At 64.9% G+C, this 21757-nt stretch carries 18 protein-coding genes; 16 read left to right on the top strand and 2 right to left on the bottom strand.

The features are described 5' to 3' along the window. The 11 genes from K32_RS04950 (at nucleotide 1) to K32_RS05000 (ending at nucleotide 13172) form a co-directional block, all read left to right on the top strand. The gene (locus K32_RS04950) at nucleotides 1-2691 is read left to right on the top strand and encodes a nitrate reductase (RefSeq protein WP_244669850.1); all 2691 of its coding nucleotides are present in this window, start codon (nucleotides 1-3) and stop codon (nucleotides 2689-2691) included. Then, complete coding sequence (gene cysG, locus K32_RS04955) at nucleotides 2672-4123, top strand: siroheme synthase CysG (protein WP_244669851.1); 1452 nt, start codon at nucleotides 2672-2674, stop codon at nucleotides 4121-4123. The genes K32_RS04950 and cysG overlap by 20 nt, the downstream gene beginning before the upstream one ends. 269 nt (nucleotides 4124-4392) lie before the next feature. Continuing rightward, nucleotides 4393-5412 carry a LacI family DNA-binding transcriptional regulator gene (locus K32_RS04960; RefSeq protein ID WP_201402967.1) on the top strand — a complete coding sequence of 340 codons (1020 nt, stop codon included), beginning with the start codon at nucleotides 4393-4395 and terminating at the stop codon, nucleotides 5410-5412. Nucleotides 5413-5462: 50 nt separating this feature from the next. Then, nucleotides 5463-6893 (top strand): extracellular solute-binding protein, encoded by a 1431-nt coding sequence (locus K32_RS04965; protein ID WP_201402968.1) that lies wholly within the window; start codon nucleotides 5463-5465, stop codon nucleotides 6891-6893. A gap of 144 nt (nucleotides 6894-7037) precedes the next feature. Beyond that, complete coding sequence (locus K32_RS04970; protein ID WP_201402969.1) at nucleotides 7038-7892, top strand: carbohydrate ABC transporter permease; 855 nt, start codon at nucleotides 7038-7040, stop codon at nucleotides 7890-7892. Then, nucleotides 7885-8709, top strand: a complete 825-nt coding sequence (locus K32_RS04975) for a carbohydrate ABC transporter permease (RefSeq protein WP_201402970.1) — start codon at nucleotides 7885-7887, stop codon at nucleotides 8707-8709. Before K32_RS04970 ends, K32_RS04975 begins: the two co-directional genes overlap by 8 nt. A 29-nt stretch (nucleotides 8710-8738) precedes the next feature. After that, on the top strand, nucleotides 8739-9503 hold the full coding sequence (locus tag K32_RS04980) for an SDR family NAD(P)-dependent oxidoreductase (protein WP_201402971.1): 765 nt from the start codon (nucleotides 8739-8741) through the stop codon (nucleotides 9501-9503). A 55-nt stretch (nucleotides 9504-9558) separates the two neighbouring features. Next, nucleotides 9559-10674 carry an ABC transporter ATP-binding protein gene (locus tag K32_RS04985; RefSeq protein WP_201404351.1) on the top strand — a complete coding sequence of 372 codons (1116 nt, stop codon included), beginning with the start codon at nucleotides 9559-9561 and terminating at the stop codon, nucleotides 10672-10674. Between the two features lie 30 nt (nucleotides 10675-10704). Continuing rightward, the gene (locus K32_RS04990; protein ID WP_201402972.1) at nucleotides 10705-11475 is read left to right on the top strand and encodes an SDR family NAD(P)-dependent oxidoreductase; all 771 of its coding nucleotides are present in this window, start codon (nucleotides 10705-10707) and stop codon (nucleotides 11473-11475) included. A 91-nt stretch (nucleotides 11476-11566) separates the two neighbouring features. Continuing rightward, the gene (locus K32_RS04995) at nucleotides 11567-12232 is read left to right on the top strand and encodes a nucleoside/nucleotide kinase family protein (RefSeq protein WP_201402973.1); all 666 of its coding nucleotides are present in this window, start codon (nucleotides 11567-11569) and stop codon (nucleotides 12230-12232) included. Between the two features lie 70 nt (nucleotides 12233-12302). After that, nucleotides 12303-13172 carry a sugar phosphate isomerase/epimerase family protein gene (locus tag K32_RS05000; protein WP_201404352.1) on the top strand — a complete coding sequence of 290 codons (870 nt, stop codon included), beginning with the start codon at nucleotides 12303-12305 and terminating at the stop codon, nucleotides 13170-13172. A gap of 220 nt (nucleotides 13173-13392) precedes the next feature. On the opposite strand, the gene K32_RS05005 is transcribed toward K32_RS05000, so the two are convergent. Then, nucleotides 13393-13965 carry a TetR/AcrR family transcriptional regulator gene (locus K32_RS05005; RefSeq protein WP_201402974.1) on the bottom strand — a complete coding sequence of 191 codons (573 nt, stop codon included), beginning with the start codon at nucleotides 13963-13965 and terminating at the stop codon, nucleotides 13393-13395. 618 nt (nucleotides 13966-14583) lie between these two features. Between K32_RS05005 and K32_RS05010 the strand changes: the two genes are divergently transcribed. Next, on the top strand, nucleotides 14584-15876 hold the full coding sequence (locus K32_RS05010; RefSeq protein ID WP_201402975.1) for a porin: 1293 nt from the start codon (nucleotides 14584-14586) through the stop codon (nucleotides 15874-15876). Between the two features lie 578 nt (nucleotides 15877-16454). Here K32_RS05010 and K32_RS05015 read toward each other — a convergent pair. Beyond that, nucleotides 16455-17162 carry a GntR family transcriptional regulator gene (locus tag K32_RS05015; RefSeq protein WP_201402976.1) on the bottom strand — a complete coding sequence of 236 codons (708 nt, stop codon included), beginning with the start codon at nucleotides 17160-17162 and terminating at the stop codon, nucleotides 16455-16457. Nucleotides 17163-17298: 136 nt separating this feature from the next. Here K32_RS05015 and K32_RS05020 point away from each other — a divergent pair, with 136 nt between their 5' ends. From K32_RS05020 to K32_RS05035, 4 genes are read left to right on the top strand one after another with little or no spacing between them, the layout of a single operon-like run. After that, the gene (locus tag K32_RS05020) at nucleotides 17299-18312 is read left to right on the top strand and encodes a substrate-binding domain-containing protein (RefSeq protein WP_201402977.1); all 1014 of its coding nucleotides are present in this window, start codon (nucleotides 17299-17301) and stop codon (nucleotides 18310-18312) included. 28 nt (nucleotides 18313-18340) lie between these two features. Continuing rightward, nucleotides 18341-19828 (top strand): sugar ABC transporter ATP-binding protein, encoded by a 1488-nt coding sequence (locus K32_RS05025; RefSeq protein WP_201402978.1) that lies wholly within the window; start codon nucleotides 18341-18343, stop codon nucleotides 19826-19828. Then, the gene (locus K32_RS05030; protein ID WP_201402979.1) at nucleotides 19825-20760 is read left to right on the top strand and encodes an ABC transporter permease; all 936 of its coding nucleotides are present in this window, start codon (nucleotides 19825-19827) and stop codon (nucleotides 20758-20760) included. The genes K32_RS05025 and K32_RS05030 overlap by 4 nt, the downstream gene beginning before the upstream one ends. Then, nucleotides 20757-21749: an ABC transporter permease gene (locus tag K32_RS05035; RefSeq protein ID WP_201402980.1), complete on the top strand. Its 993-nt coding sequence runs from the start codon at nucleotides 20757-20759 to the stop codon at nucleotides 21747-21749. The genes K32_RS05030 and K32_RS05035 overlap by 4 nt, the downstream gene beginning before the upstream one ends. Nucleotides 21750-21757 lie beyond the last annotated feature (8 nt).

Genomic DNA, 21757 nt, shown 5'->3' on the forward strand with positions numbered 1-21757 from the left:
ATGGACCCGATGCTGACAGCCGAGGTGAGGACGACCTGCCCCTATTGCGGGGTCGGTTGCGGCGTGCTGGCAAAGGTAGCCGCGGACGGAGCCGTCTCCGTCCGCGGCGATCCGGATCATCCCGCCAACCGGGGCAAGCTCTGCTCCAAGGGCATGGCGCTCGGCGAGACGACGGGGCTCGAGAGCCGCGTGCTCCATCCCGAGATTGGCAGCAAGCGCGCCGATTGGGACACGGCACTCGAGCTGACGGCCAGGCGGTTCGCGCAGACGATCGCCGCGCATGGTCCGGATGCGGTCGCCTTCTACATCTCCGGCCAGCTGCTGACGGAGGACTACTACGTCGCCAACAAGCTGATGAAGGGCTTCATCGGCTCCGGCAACATCGACACCAATTCTCGGCTCTGCATGGCGTCGTCCGTCGCCGGACATCGCCGGGCCTTCGGCGAAGACATCGTCCCCGGCGTCTATGAGGACTTCGAGCAGGCCGAGCTGATCGTCCTGACCGGGTCCAACACCGCATGGTGCCATCCGATCCTCTATCAGCGCATGCTGGCGGCGCGAACCGAACGCGGCACGAAGATCGTCGTGATCGATCCGCGCCGGACCGCCACCGTCGATGCGAGCGACCTGCACCTCGCGCTCGATCCGGGCACCGACGTACTGCTGTTCAACGGGCTGCTCGCGCATCTCGCGCGCTCGAACGCCGTCGATCAAGCCTATGTCTCCGCCCACACATCCGGCTTCGACGCCGCGATCTCCGTCGCCTCGGTGGACGCGCCTACAATCGAGAAGGTCGCGCAGGGCTGCGGCCTGCCCGCCGCCGATGTCAGGCGCTTCTACGAGCTCTTCGCCGCGACGGAGAAGGTCGTCACGGTCTACAGCCAGGGCGTCAACCAGTCGGCGCATGGCACCGACAAGGTGAACGCCATCCTCAACTGCCACCTGGCGACCGGCCGCATCGGCCGTCCCGGTATGGGACCCTTCTCCGTCACCGGCCAGCCGAACGCCATGGGCGGCCGCGAGGTCGGCGGGCTCGCCAACCAGCTCGCCGCGCACATGAACTTCGACGATGCGGCGGATATCGACCGCGTCTCGCGCTTCTGGCGCGCGTCGAACATTTCGCGAAAGCCCGGGCTGAAGGCCGTCGACCTGTTCCAGGCGGTTGGCGAGGGGCGGATCAAGGCGCTCTGGATCATGGGAACCAATCCGGCCGTCTCGATGCCGGATGCGGGCCGCGTGCGCGCCGCGCTCAGGGCCTGCGATTTCGTCGCCGTATCCGACATCACCCGCACCGACACGACGCGCTATGCCGATGTCTTCCTCCCCGCCGCGACCTGGGGCGAGAAGGATGGGCTGGTGACCAATTCCGAGCGCCGGCTGTCCCGGCAGCGGGCCTTCCTGCCGATTCCGGGCGACGCGAAGCCCGACTGGCGCATCGTCTCAGACGTGGCGCGGCGGATGGGCTTCGGCGACGCTTTCGACTATGAGAGCCCGGCCGCGATCTTCCGCGAGCACGCGGCGCTGTCGGCCTTCGAGAATGACGGCGCGCGGCTGTTCGATCTCGGCGCGCTCGAAGCCATTCCGGATGCCGACTACGAGCGCTTCGCGCCGCGCCTCTGGCCGCAGCCGAAGCATGGCGAGAGTGGCGAGAGGCTGCTTTCCGATGGCCGCTTCCCGACGCCCGATGGACGGGCGCGCTTCGTGGCGGTGCGGCAGGAGGGCGTTGCGCAGGCCGCAAGCCCCGACTTCCCGCTGACGCTCAACACTGGCCGCTTGCGCGACCAGTGGCACACCATGACGCGCACCGGCCTGGCGCCGCGGCTGATGGCAAACGCGCCGGAGCCGCTGCTCGATCTCCATCCGCGCGATGCGAGCGCGAACGGGCTGGCCGAGGGCGATCTGGCGCGGCTGACGACCCCCTATGGCTTTGCGCGCGCCAGGGTGCACGTCACCGAAAACCAGCGGCCCGGCCATGCTTTCCTGCCGATGCACTGGAGCGGCCACTACGCGGCGAATGCCGGCGCCGGCTCGCTCGCCTCGCCGGCGACCGACGTCTTCTCCGGCCAGCCCGAGCTCAAGCATGCGCCGCTCCGGATCCAGCGCGAGGTCGTCGCCTGGGAGGGCGTGCTGATCACGCGCAGGGATCTGAGGCCGACCGGCTTCGTCCATTGGAGCCGGCAGCGCGTTGAGGGCGGCTGGGTCTACGAGCTCTGCGGCACGGAGACGCCCGACCAGGGCATCCTGCTCGCGCGAAAATTCATCGAGGCCTATCCGGCGGAGCGCCTGCTCGAATACCGCGACCGGCGGGGGCTTTCCTATCGCGCCGCCGTCGTCGACGACACGGAGCGGATGGCCGAGGCGCTGCTCGTCGCGCAGGTCGGGCTGCTGCCGGCGCGCGACTGGCTCGTCTCGCTTCTCGCGGCCGGCGAGCCGCTCTCGATGATCGATCGCCTCGCGCTGCTGTCCGGCCGCTCGCCGTCGCCGGCGCCGGCCATCGGGCGGATCGTCTGCTCCTGCTTCAACGTCGGCGCCAATCAACTCGCCGACGCTGTCGCCGCCGGCTGCCACAGCCTGCAGGCGATCGGCGAGACGCTGAAGGCGGGGACCAATTGCGGCTCATGCCGCTCCGAGATCAGGAGTATCATCGATGCGAATCGTGTCGGGGCATCGCATGTCGAGGCAGCCAAGTGAAGCCGGTTCCGCCCGCATCCAGCCCTTAGCCGTGCTTCCGGTCTTCCTCGATCTCGATGGCAAATGCGCCGTCGTCGTGGGCGGCACGGACGCCGCCGCGTGGAAGGTAGAACTGCTTGTGGCGGCCGGCGCGCTGGTCGATCTCTACGCGCCGGACGAGGAACTGTCGGAAGCCATGCGCCGGTTGATCCGGGATAGCCCGGCGATCCTGCATCACGCCCGGCGGTGGCGGCCGGCGGATCTGGTCGGCGCGCAGCTGGCGCTGGCCGATCTCGACGCGGACGAGGCCGCCGAATTCGAACAGGCGGCGCGCGAGGCGGGTGCAGCCTGCAACGTCATCGACAAGCCGGCCTTTTGCCATTTCCAGTTTGGCGCGATCGTCAACCGTTCGCCTGTCGTCGTCGGCATATCGACCTCCGGCGCCGCGCCCATTCTGGGGCAGGCGATCCGCCGCCGCATCGAGACGATCCTGCCGCCGTCGCTGGCAGAGTGGGCGGCGCTCGCACAGACCCTGCGCGACCGCGTTGCCGGCGCGCTCAAGGGGAGCGTCCGCCGGCGGGTGTTCTGGGAGAGATTGGCGGACCGCGCTTTCGGCGCCGCGCCAAACGCCGGCACGGAAGCGGAGCTGCGCGAGGCCATTGCACTCGGTTCGGCTGCGTCGACCGCCGGCCATGTGAGTTTCGTCGGGGCCGGTCCCGGCGACGCCGAACATCTGACGCTGAAGGCCGTGCGCGCCCTGCAGGCGGCTGACATCATCCTTTACGACGATCTCGTCTCCGCCGAGGTGCTGGAACTGGCGCGCCGCGAGGCGAAGCGGGTTCCGGTCGGCAAGCGGGCCGGGCGGCCGAGCTGCCGGCAGGAGGAGATCAACGAGAAGCTGGTGGCGTTGGCGAAGGCCGGCCACCGGGTCGTCCGGCTGAAATCCGGCGATCCCATGATCTTCGGCCGCGCCGGCGAGGAGATCGCCGCGCTCGAGGCGCATGGCATAGGCTACGACGTCGTGCCGGGTATCACCGCCGGCCTTGCGCTGGCCGCCTCGCTCGGCGTGTCGCTGACGCATCGGGATCAGGCGCGTTCCGTGCGCTTCGTCACCGGTCATTCGAAACAGGGCGGCCTGCCGGACGATCTCGACTGGCGCGCCATCGCCGATCCCGCCACGACGACGATCTTCTACATGGGCGGACGCACGGCCGGTGCCATTGCCGAACGGCTGGTCGGGGCAGGGATGTCGCCCCGGACGCCGGTCACCGTCGCCGCCTCGGTCGGCCGCGCCGGGCAGGTCGTGACGTCGGGCACGCTGGCGGACCTGCCCAATCTGGCCGTAACATTCGACCCGACCCAGCCGATCCTGATCGGCATCGGCACAGTCTTCGCGGCCCGCGCGGAATGCGCCTCGAACGTCCCGCTCGACCGCCAGGCGTCCCGCTCCTGAGGGGGCAACTGCATTTGGCGACGCGAAGGCTGGCGCGGCGTTCCGGCCGAATGCGATCGCCATGGCATTCCGGCAGGATTGCAAGCTGCCCTCAGGGTCGCGGTTGAGGTTGCTCCGTCAACACAACCCCTTCGTGCGACTGCTGGTGTGGGCAAATCGTGGGATTTGGAACTCACGAAATTTCTCTCTTGCATCCATTCGGCAATCAATTAAAACGTTTTCCGTAAATCGTTTTAAAAATGCTTGTGCTCTGGGAGGGGTGTGGCGTTATGGTTGTATCCATCAAAGACGTTGCCAGCAGGGCCGGCGTTTCCGCCGGGACCGTCTCCAACGTCTTTAGTGGCAATCGCGTCGTAAAGCCCGACCTCGCGGAGCGTGTGCGCCGCGCAGCAACCGATCTTGGCTACCAGCCGGACCGTGCGGCGTCTCAGCTGCGAGCCGGCAAGGCAAAGGTCGTGGCTGCCATTGTTCCCGATTTGAACAATCCGTTCTTCACCAGCCTGATCGCTTCGATCGAGGCGAGCGTCCGTGGGGAGGGGTACGACATTATCGTCGCGAGTTCCCATGGCGATGCCGAGGAGGAAGCGCGCCGGCTGTCCGCCCTTCTTGGCTGGAAGCCCGCGGGCGTCGTCATCATCCCCTGCACGGACGAGTTTGCGAGCCGCGAGCTCCTCTCGGGCAGCGGCGTTCCTTTCGTCGTGGCGGATCGCGTGCCTTCGCTATTCGACGGAGATGCCGTGACCGTCGACAACGTGGATGCCGGCGTGAAGGCGGCGGAGCACCTTGTCGCTCTCGGTCATCGTCAGTTCGTCGTCGCTGCCTCCTCCATGAAGCTGCAGAACATCCGCGAGCGTTGCGAGGGCATCGAGGCGGTGCTTTCCAGGGAGGGCCTGGCGGCGCCGATCCTCATCGAGGTCGGCCTCGATTTCGATACAGCCGCCGAGCGCCTGGGCACGTTCATGGAAGGCGAACGGCAGGCCACTGCATTCATTGCGCTGACGAACTTCGCGACCCTGGGGATTCTTGCTTCCGCCAACAAGAACGGACTGTCCGTGCCCCAGGACATCTCGGTGCTGGGCTTCGACGATTATTCCTGGATGCACGCATTCAAGCCGCCACTGACTGCAATCCGGCAGCCAGTCGACGAGATGGGACGCGCAATCTGGAACAGGCTGCGGGGCCACCTCAGCGATGAGAGCCAGCCGTCCGCACGCGAGCGATTATTGTGTGATTTGCTGGTCCGGGCGTCAACAGGCGCGCCGGCTGCCGAAGGGGTGCGCTCCGCATAGCGTGCCGAGAAGCGCGCGCAGATAAACGTCACCCGCAAGAAAAGACCAATGTGGTGGAGCGATTCACCGCACGGGAGGAGCTTTGTCGACGCTCTGGCGCCGTCACAAGCGTAGTCGAATGCGCCTTTAACCTGGAGGAGTACTATATGCTACATGCGAAAATGATCGGTCTGCTTTCCGCCGCGGCGATGCTCACGGCATCGGCGGCCGCGGCCGAGGATATAGACTGGAAGGGCCAGCTCGGCGACCACTCGGGCAAGACCCTGCGCGTGATGACCATCACCGATCCGTTCATCGACTCGATGAAGGCCGTGAAGGACGGCTTCACCACGGCGACCGGCGCGAAGGTGGAAATCGACGGCTACGGCTACGACGCCCTGCACGAGAAGGAACTGCTTGCCTGTTCCCAGAACGACGGCAGCTACGACGTCATGCTGATCGACGGCGTCTGGATCGGCGAATTCGCCGAAGCCGGTTGCCTGGATCCCGTCGAAGCCAAGATCGCCGAGAATCCCGACGTCTTTGCCTGGGACGACTTCACCCGGGCGGGAGCCGGCCAGGCGAGCTGGGAAGGCGAGCGCGTCTGCCTTCCGGTCGGCACCTACTACGAGCTCATGTACTACCGCTCGGACCTGTTCGAGAAGGCGGGCATCAAGGTTCCAGAGACGTTCGAGGAACTGAAGAAGGCGGCAGCCACCTTCAGCAACAACAAGGATTTCCCGGGCGTCTACGGCTACGCGATGAACAACAAGCGCGGCGCGGCGGCTGGTCAGCAGTGGTTCGAGTGGATCTACAGCGCAGGCGGCAAGCCCTGGGCATCGAACGACATCGGATCGGCGGAGCCCTACAAGGATCAGACGCCGCTCCTCAACTCCCAGGAATCGGTCGATCTCGTCCAGTTCTTCCGCGATATGGTCGCCTATGGTCCTCCGGGCGTGGAATCCTTCGCCTGGGATGAGCGCGCCAACGCGTTCGCGGCCGGCAAGCTGGCCATGATCAACGATTGGTCCGTTCGTGCGCAGATCGCAAACGATCCCAAGCAGAGCCAGATCGCCGGGAAGTTCAAGGCAGCGCTGATGCCGCACAAGGAGGGTGGAAAGACCATCACTCCGGTCGGCGGCTGGATCGCCTGCGTCAACACGCATGGCGCTCAGAAGGACATCGCCTGGGACTACCTGAAGTGGTTCGCGAGCAAGCCTGTCCATCGCGACTTCGTCCTGGCCGGCGGACCGCCGAGCCGTCTGTCGGCGATGGAGGACAAGGAGATCCAGGCGAAGTTCCCCTGGACGTCGGTCCTGCTGGAAGGTCAGAAGGATTCGTGGGCTGAAGTCCGTCCGCGCAATTCCGTTGCATTCCAGCTCATCGACACGGTCGGAGCCCAGGTCAACAAGGCGATCATCGGCGAGAAGAGCCCGAAGGATGCCATGGATGGCGCGAACGAGGACGTGACGAAGCTCCTCAAGCAAAACGGGCAGCTTTAACGAACTCTTTCCGGGGGCGGGCGATCCGTCCGCCCTCGGATTTCGTGTTTACTGGAGGATTTCACGATGGCTGATGCCGTTATACAGGCTGGTGTGCCCCGGGCAGCGCCCCGGCGCGCTTTCATTCATGGCGATCGGTTCCAGATGACGGCGTTCATCGTTCCGACTTGCATCTTCCTGGCCCTGTTGACCATCTGGCCGTTCCTCTACTCCGTCTACCTCAGCCTGCATGCCGTGAAGCTGACGGCGTTGAAGCGCGCCGTGTTTGTCGGCGCGGACAACTACATCAACCTTCTGACCGATCCGCTTTTCCTGCGGGCGATGCTGAATACGGGCCTGCTTGCCGTCGTCTCGATCACATTCGAGATCGTGATCGCCTTCGTCATCGCGAAGGCGTTCGTGAGCCTCAGCCATATCAAGTGGGTGAACGGCCTCCGCTCCCTGTTCATGGTTCCGATGATGGTCACGCCGCTGATCGTCGGCATGATCTTCTCCTACGTCTTCAATCCCGTGCTCGGCATCGCGAACTACCTGCTCGGCGGCGTGGGCCTTGGCCCGGTTGCGTGGTTCGGCGGATCGACCGCCGCGATGATCTCGATCCTTCTGATCAACGTCTGGCAATGGACCCCGTTCATGATGCTGCTGATCATGGCGGGTCTGCTTTCGATCCGCTCCGATCTGTACGAGGCAGCCCGCGTCGATGGAGCGAAGTGGCATCACGTGCTGAGACTGCTGGAGATCCCTTCCATCAAGGGCATCGTCCTCCTCGGCGTCATCCTTCGCATCATCGACACCTTGCGGTTCTTCGACGTGGTCTACGTGACGACGCGCGGAGGCCCCGGGGATTCCACCATGGTTCTGACGCTCTATGCCTACCAGCAGAATTTCCAGTTCTTCCAGGCGGGCGTCGGATCGGCCGCTGCCGTCATCATCCTCGTCATCTCGATGGTCATCACAACGTTTGCCGTGAAGCTCCTCAGGAGAATTGAAGATGAATAACGCCTTCCGGCTGCGCGACCTTGGCCCGCTCGTCCTGGTTCTGCTCTTCGTGTTCGTGTCGGTGGCGCCGCTGCTGTGGCTGACGCTGGCGGCCTTCAAGCCGACGGCGGACATCATCGCCATACCGCCCGTCTGGATCCCGGACTTCACGTATCTGCAGAACTTCTATGATGTGATCACGCAGTTCTGGCCGTTCATCGTCAATTCCCTCGTGGCGACGATCGGTGCAACGATCCTGGCGCTCATCTTCGCGGTTCCGACGGCATTTGCGCTCGTCAACCATCGCTTCCGCGGTCGCGAGGCCTTGGCGGACTGGATTCTCTCGACCCGAATGATGCCGCCGATCGCAGCCGCGGTGCCGCTGTTCGTGATCTTCCGCGGCGTCGGCCTGCTCGACTCGCTTCCAGGCCTGATCATCGCCTATGCCGGCTTCAATCTGCCGTTCGCCGTCTGGATGACGATGTCGTTCATCCGACGCGTCCCGAAGGAGCTCATCGAGGCCGCGCGTCTCGAAGGCTGCACGTGGTGGCAGGTGCTGCGGGACGTCGTTCTGCCGCTCAGCAAGAGCGGTCTGGCAGCAGTATCGACGTTCGTCTTCATCTTCGCCTGGAATGAATTCATGCTGGCGCTGTTCCTGACGACCCGCGAGGCAAAGACGTTCCCGGTCGTGATCTCGTCCTTCATCGGCACCGGCCGAGTGTACTGGGAATACATTGCCGCGGCGTCGGTCATCCAGTGCCTGCCTCCGGTGCTCTTCACCTTCTTCATGCAGAAACACATCGTCTCGGGCGTCACGATGGGCGCAGTCAAAGACTGAGACACAGAAACACGTTACGGAGAATTCTCATGATACCGAACCGCGGACGGAACAAGGCGGCACTGGTTACGGGCGCCTCCCGGGGCATTGGAAGAGCGATTGCCGAGCGCCTGGCGGCGGAAGGCTACCGGGTGTTCGCCAACGATCTTCCGGCGCGCGAGGCTGAGCTCGCGGATCTCGCCGCCACCGTTCAGGCAAATGGCGGCCAATGCGAGATCGTCTATTGCGACGTGAGCAATCCCTCGTCGGTCGAGGCCATGGCGCAGGAGGTGCTGGCGAAGGCTGGTCGCCTCGACGTGCTGGTCAACAATGCCGGCGTCCGCTCGGTTCATACGGCTGAAAACATCGAGCCGGACGAATGGGATCGGATGTTTGCCGTGAACACGAAGGGCACCTTCCTCGTCACCAAGGCCTTCCTGGCGCACTTCACTGCCAATGGGCGGGGCCGCGTCATCAACATCGCCTCGATTGGTGGCAAGTTGGGCGGTCCGACCGAAACGCACTACTGCGCTTCGAAGGGCGCGGTGGTCAATTTCACCCAGGGCCTCGCCAGGGAGGTCGCGAAGAGCGGCATTACCGTCAATGCGGTCTGCCCCGGCGTGATCGCCACGGAGATGGGCCGGACACACCTTGAAGATCCGGAGACCCTCCGGAAGGTTCTTGAGAAGACGGCAATGGGCCGCGTTGGCAATCCGGAAGACGTCGTTGGCGCGGTTGCCTTCTTCGCTTCGGACGACGCGTCTTTCATTACCGGACAATCCTTGAACGTCGATGGCGGGATCGTCTTCCATTGAAGCGATCGGCGTCGATCGCGGCGCGTGCACGTCGCGTACTACCGGAGGAAACACATTGGGTCAGATAACGCTGCAGAACGTCGTCAAGAGCTTTGGCGACGTCGATATCATTCGTGATATCAGCCTGACGATCAACGAAGGCGAGTATGTGGTCTTCGTCGGGCCGTCGGGCTGCGGAAAGTCTTCGTTGCTCCGGCTCATCACGGGCCTCGAGGATGTCACGAGCGGCCGCATCATGATCGACGGACGGGATGTGACCCACGTTGCCCCCTCCGAGCGGCAGCTGGCGATGGTCTTCCAGTCCTACGCTCTGTTCCCGCATCTGACGGTCGCAGACAATATCGGCTTTGGCCTCCGGGTCTCCGGAAGGCCGAAGGCCGAGATCAAGGAACGGGTCCTCACGGCGGCGCGTGCCCTGGCGCTGGAGCCCTATCTGGACCGCTACCCGCGGCAGCTTTCCGGCGGGCAGCGGCAGCGCGTGGCCATCGGCAGGGCGATCGTGCGCGAACCGACCGCCTTCCTGTTCGACGAGCCGCTGTCCAACCTGGATGCCGCCCTTCGCGTCCAGATGCGGCTCGAGCTCATCCGTCTCCACGACGAATTGAAGACCACGATGATCTACGTGACGCACGATCAGGTGGAAGCCATGACCATGGCCGACCGCATCGTCGTCCTCAACGCGGGAAAGGTGGAGCAGTTCGATACGCCGATCGCGCTTTACGACGCGCCCGCGAACAAGTTCGTCGCGGGCTTCATCGGCTCTCCGAAGATGAACTTCATCGATGCAACGACGGCCGGCGACAACCGCATCGAAACCGCGGCCGGTGCAATCGAGATCGCCAACCTCAAGGCGCCCCTCACGTCCGGCAAGGTGACTTTCGGTATCCGCCCGGAACACCTTCGCTACGATCGCCACGCTGGCCTTTGGTCGGGAAAGATCCTGGTCGAGGAGCAGCTCGGCAGTGACGCGTACTTCACCGTGGATGTGAAGGGCCTGGGAACGCTGACCGTCCGCGCGGTTGGGGAACGCGGCTATCGTCGCGGCGACACCATTTTCTTCACGCCGGATCCCGCGCGCTCGCACGTCTTCGGTGAGGACGGCCGCGCTCTCACGGCGCCGGCAGCCCCGTCTTCAGTCTCGCCGCAGCCGCTACAGGCCGTCTCCGCGTGACTGCATTTCTGTTGTGAATGGAAGCACCAAATGTACATGGAAAAACTGAGACTGGACGGCAAGCTCGCGGTGGTCACCGGTGGCAGCCGCGGCATCGGGCTCGCGATCTCCGAGGCGCTTGCCGAAGCCGGCGCCAAGGTCATCCTGCTGGATCGCGATGCCCATTCGCTGGAAGAGGGGAAAGCCTCCCTCGCAGCGAAGGGATTCACCGCCCTGTCGCATGTCGTGGACGTCACGGATTCCGCTGCGGTGCAGCGGGTCGCGGATGAAATCGCCGAAGAACATGGCGCTGCGGATATTCTCGTGGCGAATGCCGGGATCGGCCGACCGCCCGTCGCCGCCGAGGACGTTGAGGACGCCGACTGGCTCGCCGTCAACGATGTGAACCTGAACGGCGTGTTCTGGTGCGACCGCGCCTTTGGCCGCCACATGCTGGCCAAGGGTTCCGGATCCATCGTCAATATCGGATCCATGTCCGGCCTGATCGTCAACCGGCCCCAGGGCCAGTCGCACTACAATGCCTCCAAAGCCGCGGTGCACCATCTCACGCATTCGCTCGCGGCGGAGTGGGCCGGCCGGGGCGTTCGCGTCAACGCGGTCGCTCCGACCTACATCGAGACCCCGCTGATCGGCCATGCGGAAAGCAGCGGCCTCGCAGCCGTATGGCGGCGCGACACCCCCATGGGCCGCTTCGGTCAGGCCCACGAAGTCGCCAGCGTCGTGCACTTCCTGGTTTCGGACGCGGCCAGCCTGATGACCGGCGCCGTCGTCCCGGTCGACGGTGGCTTCACCTGCTGGTGAGCGGGGACGCTTTCGGCGCTTGGCGCGGTCGCCGTCTCTTCTGGCGGTCGCGCCGGCGCCGCGGTCACGTCGTTTCTGAACGGGGTCTTTCGTGAGTAGCATTGAGAGTAACGCGCACCAGATCGCGGATATCGCGCTCGAGCGGTTCATCGGCGCAAACCGGCGCGTCCTGATCGCCGTGGCGGGGGCGCCCGGATCCGGCAAGTCGACCTTGGCGGAACGCGCCGTCGATCTGCTCAACGAGGGTGGCGCGGCCAGCGCCGCGCTTTTCCCCATGGATGGGTATCACTACGACGATGTCGTGCTGGAGGCCGCGGGACGTCGCGCCTTCAAGGGGGCGATCGATACGTTCGATGCCCATGGTCTCCGGCACATGCTTTCGCGCCTGAAGGCAAACACGGACGACGTCGTCGCCATTCCCGTCTTCGACCGCGCGATCGAAATCGCTCGCGCAGGCGGCAGGCTCATTCCCCGGTCGGTCGATATCATCGTCTGCGAGGGAAACTACCTGCTGGCGCAGCAGGCGCCCTGGGATCTCCTGAAGCCGATCTTCGATTTCTCGATCTTCGTTGACGTCGACGAGAACGAGTTGCGGCGCCGTCTGCAGCAGCGCTGGCGCAGCTTCGGACTGGATGAAGCCGAAATCGCCAGGAAGGTCGAGGAAAACGATCTCCCCAACGGCCTGGCGATCATCGCTGGAAGCGCTGAACCGGACCTTCGTCTGAAGAACTCCGAGAGCCACACTTTGGCATCCTGAAGCGCCAAAGATTTCCGAATGCCGACGAGCTGTCGGCGAAAACATGCAGCAAAAATTCAGAGAGACTTCCATGAAGCACGGAATTTATTACTCCTATTGGGAAAAGGAATGGAGCGCCAAATTCGGCCCGTACGTCGAGAAGGTGGCAAAGCTCGGCTTCGATGTCATTGAAGTCGCCGCGCACCACATCAACGAATACAGCGATGCCGAACTGGCTGCTATCCGGCAGATCGCAAGGGACAACAACATTGTCCTGACCGCGGGAATTGGTCCTTCGAAGACCAAGAACCTGTCCTCTCCGGACAGCGCCGTGCGCCAGGCGGGAAAAGCATTCTTCGAGCAGACGCTCACCAACGTGGCGAAGCTCGATATCCAGACCATCGGTGGCGCGCTTCACTCCTACTGGCCGGTCGACTACTCGAAGCCGGTCGACAAGGAGGGTGACCGGGCGCGGGGCGTCGAGGGCATTCACGGCATTGCCGACTTCGCCGCCGACCTCGGGATCAACCTCTGCATCGAAGTGCTGAACCGCTTCGAGAACCACGTCCTCAACACGGCCGCCGAAGGCGTGGCCTTCGTGCAGGATGTCGGCAAATCGAACGTCAAAGTCATGCTCGATACGTTCCACATGAACATCGAGGAAGACAGCTTCGGCGAGGCCATCCGGACCGCCGGCCCGCTGCTCGGACATTTCCACACGGGCGAGAGCAACCGCCGCGTCCCGGGCAAGGGCAGAATTCCGTGGCATGAAGTCGGTCTCGCGCTTCGCGATATCAACTACACCGGTGCTGTCGTGATGGAGCCGTTCGTCAAGACTGGCGGAACGATCGGATCCGATATCCGGGTCTGGCGTGATCTCAGCAATGGTGCCGACGAAGCGAAGATGGACGAGGATGCACGAAACTCGCTCGCCTTCTCGCGCTTCGTGCTCGAGGGTTGAGCAAGCGCCGGGGCCGGGGATAATTCCCGGCCCACCCATCGCCTCCAAGCCAATACCGCGCGCCTGGATAGCCCTCTGCAGAGGGGCTTGTCGCGTTTAGCGCAGTCGGGATCCGTCCGAGCTCGAACCGCTCCCGTCATCGGCAGAGGGGCTCGGACGTTCCCTGCCACTTCATGAGAACGTCAGTCTCAGGCATGCGCGGTTAGAGGGCGCGTATCCGCTATTGGGCGGTCGGGGTATCGGCACTCAGGATTTCGCGCACGGTTCTGGAAATGAGCTGCGTCAGCGCGTCCTCGTCGACCTCACTCAGGCTGCGGACTTCGACTACGTTCTTCAGGATGCTCGCGCCCGCCAGTAGAGCCATGGCCATGGTGGCGCGCAGATGGGACGGCTCGTCTCCCTCGTCGGAAAGCCCCTTGAGAAAGTCGGGTGCATTCTCTCTCAGGGCGCGCGAGGCGTCCGGGCTCGAACAGGACCGGACAAAGATGTCGAGCGGGCGGACGTCCTTCGCCATGTCGGGGCTGACGACATTCTGGACCAGGGCGTCGATCAGAGCCTCGCGACTGCTCGCCTCCGCGTGGTCTTTCATCGTGGCTCTGACACATTCCGCGAAGAGCGCTTCCTTGGATCCGAAGCAGCGATGCACATAGGCAACGTCGACCCCCACGGCAGTGGCGACGTCGCGAAGCCCGGTCGACTCATAGGAATTATTGGCAAACTGGACGATCGCCGCCCTGAGGATGCGATCGCGCGTCGTCTCTTCCTTCGGCGATGCGCCGGCCCCCTTCGCCATTGATCAGTCTACCTTAAATATTAGCCCGCTATCTTTCTTGCCTTAGAATAGTCTGATGCCCGATTTCGGTCAACGGGCGTTGATCTGGCGCCAGACACTCGTCAACCATGGTTGATCCCAATTTCACGGCAATCAACAGAGGTTGATTTACGCCAATTCGGCCTTGCTTCCTGCCAATAAATTACTGATGTCGATTTACGTATTCTGCGTATATACCAAATATCTATAAAGTAATTTTATACGTCTATTACGTAAACTGACGCATATACTGAATATTGCCACCAATCGGTACTTGAGTGAGGCGTCTAAATTCAACTGACGGATGCGTAAAGACGAGTTATGTTACAGTTATGCGTCTGGATGTTCTTCTTGGTGTTGCAATTCGGCTATATCGGGCCGTCCGACCGTCAGTAATAGTCAGCACAGGAATCGCAAAACGAGGTTCCGTCGCATCCGCGCCCTTCCCGCAGTTGCGGGGCCGAAGGACCGAATGTGGCTAAACGGGGGTAGGACGGAATTCGTGCGAGCTGACGAGAAGGGGTGATCCCGCGGGATCGACTCGGCGGCGACGAGAAGAACGAAATGCTCTCCTGGTTTTACCTTTTTGGAGGTCAGGATATGAACTTTAAGACCCTTCTCCTCGGCGCTGCGGCAGCCATGATCATGGCTGGCGGTGCTCAGGCGGCGGATCTCACGGTCGCCGAGCCGGTCGACTACGTGAAGGTCTGCGACGCTTTCGGCACGGGCTTCTTCTATTCGCCGGGCACGGACACCTGCATCAAGGTCGGCGGCTACGTTAAGTTCGGCACCTCGTTCGGTGACCGTGGTGGCGACAAGGCCCTGGTTGGCAGCTTCAACCCGGACTATTCGAACAGCAATTGGGGCAACTTCTACACGGAAGCCTCGATCCAGCTGACGGCTTCGTCGGTCACCGAATACGGTAACCTGACCGGCTGGATCGACTACCGCGCCAAGACCGGCAACGTCCGCGGCTCGGGTGACGTCAACGACTACATCAACGCCTCGACCAACTCCGCCTATGTCGACAGCGCCTACCTCGAGCTCGGACCGCTCAAGGCCGGTTACTTCACCTCGCTGTTCGACTTCGGCCGTGGCTATGACGACACCGGCATGTTCGGTTCGGACTCGACCACCGACCACATCCAGCTGACCTACGCCGTCAACGGCTTTGGTTTGGCGGTCTCGGTGGAAGATCAGCGTGATCGCAGCTCGTTCGGCCAGGCCAGCGGCACTCTGGACGGCAACCCGATCAGCCCGACCAATCCTGCCTACTATGGCGGTCAGGACAACGTTCCGGACATCGTCGGCGCCGTCACCTACGCTTCCGGCATCTTCTCGGCCAAGGTCGCCGGGGCTTGGACGCATCAGGCGGTCAGCATCACCCCGTCGGGCATTCCGAACACGTTCGACGTCGACGCCAAGGACGGCTGGGCCGTCGGCGGCGGTCTCGAGGTCGCGCTCGACAAGTTCTCGGCTGGCGACCGCTTCTTCGTGTCGGCTGCCTATGGCGACAACGCCAACTCCTACACCGGCATCGCCGGCGGCACCTCGGTGGCCGGCTTCATCGGCCCGATCCGCAACTACAACGCGGCTGCGTCGACGGGCTCCAGCTGGAGCGCGCTCGCTTCGTACAAGCATGTCTGGACCCCGCAGCTGTGGTCGTCGCTCTCGGGCGGCTACGCTCAGTTCAGCGGCAAGGACGAGCTGGACGGCACGACCGTCGACGCCTGGCGCGCTGGCTTCAACACCACCTACACGCCGGTCAAGGGTCTCGATGTCGTCGGCGACGTCTTCTACACGGACGTCAAGCTGAAGAACGACAATCCGACGATCGCTGACGAGAGCGGCAATGGCTGGACGTTCAACCTGTTCCTGAAGCGCTCCTGGTAATTCCGGGATAGCTTGACGATCGAAGGCCCGGTGGAGCGATCCGCCGGGCTTTCATTCTTGTGCCGGAACCGGAGAAGCGCGGCGCCTTCGAATCTAGGGCGTACCGGTGCGAAATCGGACGTTCATCTGGCGATTTACTTCGGAATGTCTTGCCGCCGGCGTGCGCGCTTTTGAGCCCAGGGGATCCGGCCGCGTTCCCTGGGGGCGAGAACGCGGCCGGCAGACTGACCTGCCGGAGGGAAGGCAGGCCCGGGGTCTCGGTCACGACTCCGCGTCAGTCGCGGATCCGGGCCTACGCCTCTCCGGACGACTGCGCAGCGTATTGGGAAGTCGGTGAAAACGGTTTGGTTTTGGCTCGCCATTTCGAGCGGAAACTGCGGAAATAGTAAGTCAACCGCTGTTGATTTGCAAGCCGGCAGCCGTCGATTTCGATGCCCCTCCGGCCTTGCCGCGGGAGAGCAAGGGGGCTGCGCGCGACGCTCAGCCTGCTGCCGTCGCGGCCCGTGGGGCAGCGGCTGTCGGCCGGGCCGGGGCACGGCGCAGCCGATCCCGTCGATGCGGATCTTCGGATATCGATGTCAGGCGCGGCGCGCCGAAAACATGGCGGCGTAGTCCCGGTCCTCGGGCTTGTCCTTGCGGCTGATCCGGTCGCCGGGCAGGGGATGCGACCGCACCCAGTCATTGATGACGAGGATGTGATCGCGCAGCAGCTCGGCCGCCGCGTCGATGTCGCCGGCAGCCAGATGCGCGGCGATCGCCTCGTGCTCCCTGAACGAGCGCACGCGATAGCCGCCCTCGCCACCCTGCAGGCGCACGCGCAGCGCCTCCAGCGCGGTGGATGTCAGCAGGTAGGCGCGCTCGATATAGCGGTTGTCGCATTCCTCGAGAAAGGCGGCGTGGAAGGCGCTGTCGTGCCGGCGATAGCCGTCCCAGTCGCTCCGCTTCAGCGCGCGCGCCATCGCGGCAATTGCCGTCTCGAGCCGTGCGAGCACGCGACCAGGATTGCGGCGCATCGATTCACGCAGCGCCTCGTCCTCGAGCAGGGCGCGGAAGCGGCTCATGGTGAGCACGTCCTCGGCAGTAGGGGAGAACACATAGGTGCCCGATTGCGGCACCACCACGACGAGGCCCTTGTCGCGCAAGGCGATGAACGCGGCGCGTACCGGCGCCTTGCTCATGCCGAGCGCGTTGGCGATCTGGGTCTCTGACAGCGGCTCGCCGAATTCGAGTCCTCCCGACACGATGGCGTCGCGGATGCGCTCGAACGCCTCCGTGGTCATCGACATGACGTCTTCTCCATTCCGATTCCGTCCGCCGTCATAGCCCAGGCGGCGACTCTTGACAATAAACTGAACTTCTAGAATTCTAGAATTGCAACGATAAGCCCGATGGGCCTGCCCGAGCAGGGCGAGGGAGGACATCATGACACCGATGACGACCAAGCTGACCGGAGCCATAGCTCTTTTGATGCTGTCGACCGCGGTCGGCCATGCCGAGCCTTTCAAGATAGCGGTCTCGAACTCGTATATCGGCAATGAGTGGCGCGTGCAGATGATCAACTTCATGCAGGCCTATGCCGACAAGGCGCTCAAGGACAAGGTGGTGCTTACCGTCGACAATTCCGGCACCGACGCGCAGAAGCAGATCGCGGTGCTGTCCGACATGATCGCCTCGGGCGCCAATGCCATCCTGGTCAATCCAGCCTCCGACACCGCGCTCAACAGCGTGATCGAGGAGGCCTGCGCCCAGGGGATCACCGTCATCGCCTTCGACCAGCCCGTCACCGCGCCATGCGCCTATGTCGTGGCGGTCGATTTCAACGAGATCGGCCGCATCCATGCCCAGTGGCTGGCCGATGCGCTCGGCGGCAAGGGCAACGTCATCATCAATCGCGGCGTCTCGGGCTTTCCGGCCGACACCAACATGAATGCCGGCATGACCGGCGTATTGGCCAAATATCCCGACATCAAGGTCGTCGCCGAAGTCTATGGCAAGTGGGACAATGCAGTCAGCCAGCAGGAGCTGACCAAGGCGTTGACCGCCAATCCGGAGGTCGACGGCATCCTGAACCAGTACGGCACCTATGGCGCTTTGCAGGCGCTGCTCAACCTCGATCGCCCCCTGGTCGCGATGTCGGGGCAGGGCGAGAATGGCTGGCGCCAAGCCATGCTGCAATACAAGGACAAGGGCCTGAAAGGGGTCTCGGCCGGCGATCCGGCGGTGATCGGCGCCTATGCCCTCAAGGTCGCCGCCGATATCCTCAGCGGCAATCCGCCGGCCGACAAGCGCGTCGCCGTACCGGTGCCGACGGTCTCGACCGACACGCTGAAGCCCGGCGTCAACGTGTTTCCCGATCTGCCGCCGACGCTCGATGCCGACAGCGAGATTCCCGGCGCCAACCTCGGTCTCAAGATCGCGGACGGCATGAAGAAATAGCGGCGCCGCAAGAAAACGGGTACGGCCCATGCTGCGCCTTGTCGCCATCGACAAATCCTACGGGGCGACGCGCGCTCTGCGCGCCGTCACGATGGAAGCTGCTCCCGGCGACGTGCTCGGTCTCGTCGGCGAGAACGGCGCGGGTAAGTCGACGCTTCTCAAGATCCTGAGCGGCGCCGTCGAAGCCGATGCCGGGCGGATCGAGCTCGACGGCCGCGAGGTCGTCCTGCACGGCACGCATGATGCGCAGGCCCTCGGCATCGCCTCGGTGTTCCAGGAGCTGACGCTGCTGCGCGACCTCAGCGTCGAGCAGAATTTGTTCCTGGCCGAGGCGCCGCTGACACGCTGGGGCACGGTCGATCGGCGCCGCCTGCGTCGGCAGGCCGCCGAGGTGCTCGCGGCCCACCAGCTTGCGCTTGTCCCGTCCGCCCGCGTCGCCGCCCTGTCGCTCGGCCAGCAGCAACAGCTCGAGATCGTGCGCGCCGTCGCCCGCAGGCCGCGCATCCTGCTGCTCGACGAGGCGACCTCGGCGCTCGGCGCCACCGAGGTCGCCTGGCTCCGCGCGCTCGTCGCGCGGCTCGCGGCGGCGGGCACGATCGTGCTGTTCATCTCGCATCGATGGGACGAGATCGTCGGCTTCTGCAACCGCGTCGCCGTGCTGCGCAACGGCGAATGCGTCGGCGAGGCCGAGACGGCCGCGCTGGACGAGCCGGAAGCCGTCCGTCTGATGACGGGCCATGCCGCCAGCGAGCATGCCTTCCCGGCCAAGGCCGATGCGGCGGACGAGGTGGCGTTGCGCGCCACGCAGCTGGCGAGCCCGGTGCTGCATGGCGTCAGCCTCGCCCTCAGGCGCGGCGAGATTCTCGGTCTGGGCGGGCTGGTCGGCCAGGGGCAGGGCCATCTGCTCGAAGCCCTGTTTGGCGCGCATCGGGCTATTGGAACCGTCGAGATCGGCGGCAGGCCGCTGCTGCCCGCCTCGCCGCGCCAGGCGATGGCGGCGGGCCTCGCCTATGTGCCACAGGAGCGCAAGACCCAGGGTCTGCTGCTGTCCAAGTCCGTCGGGCTCAACCTCACGCTCGCCATCCTGCCGCGGCTGCGGGCGATGCTGGGGCTGATCGACCCGCGGGCTGAAGCCGCGATCTTCCGCGGTGCCATCGAGCGGCAGAAGATCAAGACGGCCGGCGCGGACGAGATCGTCCGCCACCTCTCGGGCGGCAACCAGCAGAAGGTTCTGCTCGAACGCTGGCTGCTGGCGCGCCCGGTCATCCTGCTGCTCAACGACGTGACGCGCGGCGTCGACATCGGCACCAAGCAGCACATCTACGAGGTCATCGCCGGCATCGCCCGTGAAGGCGTCGGCGTGATCTGGTACTCGACCGACGCTCGCGAGCTGGTCGGCGTCGCCCACCGCGTCCTCGTCATGCTCGGCGGGCGGGTTGTCGCCGAGCTCGCCGGCGAAGAGATGACGGCGGGCCGTATCGTCGAGGCTGCTGTGCTCGGCGGGGGCAGCCGATGACGCGCCTCCGTTCCGCCGTCTCGGACGCCTGGCCGGTGCTGGTCTTCCTCGGCCTCCTCGCCATGCTCGTCCTGCTCAAGGGCCGGTTCAACGGCTTCGACATGCGCGCGCTCAGCGTCAACGCCCTGCCGCTCGTCCTCATCGCGCTGGCGCAGTTCCTCGTCATCCTGACGCGCGGCATCGATCTGTCGCTGGGGCCCGTCGCCAGCCTCGCCGGGGCGCTGATGGCCCTGCACGTCACCGACAGTCCGGCTCTCGGTTTCGCGCTGCCGCTGGCCGCGGGTCTCGCCGCCGGGCTGCTCAACGGCGGCCTCGTGGTCGGGCTCCGGCTGCCGCCGATCATCGTGACGCTGGCGACGATGTCGATCTGGCAGGGCGTGGCGTTGCTGGTGTTGCCCAATCCCGGCGGCTCCATTCCCGCGCTCTACCAGTCGATCTTCATGGGCGGCTTCTCGGCGCCTGCGATCGGCCTCGTCAGCCTCGCCGTCTGGACGGTGCTGCTGAGCTGGCTGATGGCGTCGCGCTTCGGGCTGGACCTCCGGGCCATCGGCAGCGACGAGGCCGCGGCGCGCATGAGCGGCATTCGCGTGGCGCGCGCCAAGCTTGGCGCCTATGCCGCCGCGGGGTTGCTGGCCGCGTTCAGCGGCATGTATCTCGGCGTCGCCATGGCGTCGGGGTCACCCGTCGTCGGCGACGGCTACATCCTCACCTCGATCGTCGCCGTCGTCATCGGCGGCATACCGCTGACCGGCGGACGCGGCGCGCCGATCGCCGTCGTCATGGGAGCGCTGATCCTCACCATCATGGCGAGCCTGCTCTATTTCGCGCAGGTCTCGTCCTTCTACCAGAGCCTCATCAACGGCCTCATCCTGCTCGCTGTCGTCGGTACGCCCGGCGCGCGCGGCTTTGCTGCCGGACTGCTTCGTCCATGACCGCCGCCGATCGCCTGCCGGCGGCGCCCCGGGTCCGGACATCCTCGCCGCGGCTTGCCGCCGCCGTGCCGCTCTTCCTCATCCTGCTGGCCATCGCCATGCTGGGGATCGGCGCGGCGCTCGCGCCCGGCTTCGCCTCCGCTGCCAATCTGCTGCAATTGCTGAAGATCGCTTCGTTCCTCGGCCTGGTGGCGCTCGGACAGACGCTGGTGATGCTGGTCGGCGGCATCGATCTCTCGGTCGCCTGGGTGCTGACCGGCTCTGCCGTCGTCTTCACCGCGCTCTGCGCGGGGCAGGACGCCAATACCGCGACCGCGTGCCTCGCCGCGCTCGCCGTCGGCATCGCGGCCGGCGCCGCCAACGGCTTCGGCATCGTCAAGCTGCGCATCTCGCCGATCGTGATGACGCTGGCGATGAACAATATCGCGCTCGGCGGAACGCTCGTCTTCACCGGGGGAACGCCGAGCGGCGGGGTTTCCCCGCTGGTGCGCGGCATCGCCACCGGCGGCGTCGGCGGCATCCCCTACATGGTGATCGTCTGGGGTCTCGTGGCGACGCTCGCCATCGTCGCGATCCGTTATTCGCGCTGGGGCAGGCGGCTGCTGGCCGTCGGCGAGAACGCCACCGTCGCCCATCTGAACGGGATCGCCAATGACCGCGTCACGATCGGCGCCTATGTGCTGTGCGGAGCGCTGGCATCGGCCACCGGCATCCTGTTCGCCGCGTTCTCGGGATCGAGCTTCCTCGGGATGGGCGACCAGTTCGTGCTGCCGGCCATCGCCGCGGTGGTGCTGGGCGGCACCTCGATGTTCGGCGGCCGCGGCGGCTATGGCGGGACCTTCGCCGCCGTGATCTTCACCACCGTGCTGTCAACGGTGCTGGTCATCGGCAATATCCCCGCTGGTGTCCGCTCGATCATCTTCGGCGTCGCGATCCTTGTGGCGCTGGTCGCTCAGCGCGTGCTGACGCGCGGCGAGGACCGCGAATGAGGAACCCC

It is taken from the genome of Kaistia sp. 32K, assembly GCF_016629525.1.
Taxonomy (GTDB): domain Bacteria; phylum Pseudomonadota; class Alphaproteobacteria; order Rhizobiales; family Kaistiaceae; genus Kaistia.

Bases quoted from the DNA above. Each gene is read 5' to 3' on its own strand.
- K32_RS04950 (WP_244669850.1), top strand. From the start codon at position 1: ATGGACCCGATGCTGACAGCCGAGGTGAGGACGACCTGCCCCTATTGC.
- cysG (WP_244669851.1), top strand. From the start codon at position 2,672: ATGTCGAGGCAGCCAAGTGAAGCCGGTTCCGCCCGCATCCAGCCCTTA.
- K32_RS04960 (WP_201402967.1), top strand. From the start codon at position 4,393: ATGGTTGTATCCATCAAAGACGTTGCCAGCAGGGCCGGCGTTTCCGCC.
- K32_RS04970 (WP_201402969.1), top strand. From the start codon at position 7,038: ATGACGGCGTTCATCGTTCCGACTTGCATCTTCCTGGCCCTGTTGACC.
- K32_RS04975 (WP_201402970.1), top strand. From the start codon at position 7,885: ATGAATAACGCCTTCCGGCTGCGCGACCTTGGCCCGCTCGTCCTGGTT.
- K32_RS04980 (WP_201402971.1), top strand. From the start codon at position 8,739: ATGATACCGAACCGCGGACGGAACAAGGCGGCACTGGTTACGGGCGCC.
- K32_RS04990 (WP_201402972.1), top strand. From the start codon at position 10,705: ATGTACATGGAAAAACTGAGACTGGACGGCAAGCTCGCGGTGGTCACC.
- K32_RS05000 (WP_201404352.1), top strand. From the start codon at position 12,303: ATGAAGCACGGAATTTATTACTCCTATTGGGAAAAGGAATGGAGCGCC.
- K32_RS05005 (WP_201402974.1), bottom strand. From the start codon at position 13,965: ATGGCGAAGGGGGCCGGCGCATCGCCGAAGGAAGAGACGACGCGCGAT.
- K32_RS05010 (WP_201402975.1), top strand. From the start codon at position 14,584: ATGAACTTTAAGACCCTTCTCCTCGGCGCTGCGGCAGCCATGATCATG.
- K32_RS05015 (WP_201402976.1), bottom strand. From the start codon at position 17,162: ATGTCGATGACCACGGAGGCGTTCGAGCGCATCCGCGACGCCATCGTG.
- K32_RS05020 (WP_201402977.1), top strand. From the start codon at position 17,299: ATGACACCGATGACGACCAAGCTGACCGGAGCCATAGCTCTTTTGATG.
- K32_RS05025 (WP_201402978.1), top strand. From the start codon at position 18,341: ATGCTGCGCCTTGTCGCCATCGACAAATCCTACGGGGCGACGCGCGCT.
- K32_RS05030 (WP_201402979.1), top strand. From the start codon at position 19,825: ATGACGCGCCTCCGTTCCGCCGTCTCGGACGCCTGGCCGGTGCTGGTC.
- K32_RS05035 (WP_201402980.1), top strand. From the start codon at position 20,757: ATGACCGCCGCCGATCGCCTGCCGGCGGCGCCCCGGGTCCGGACATCC.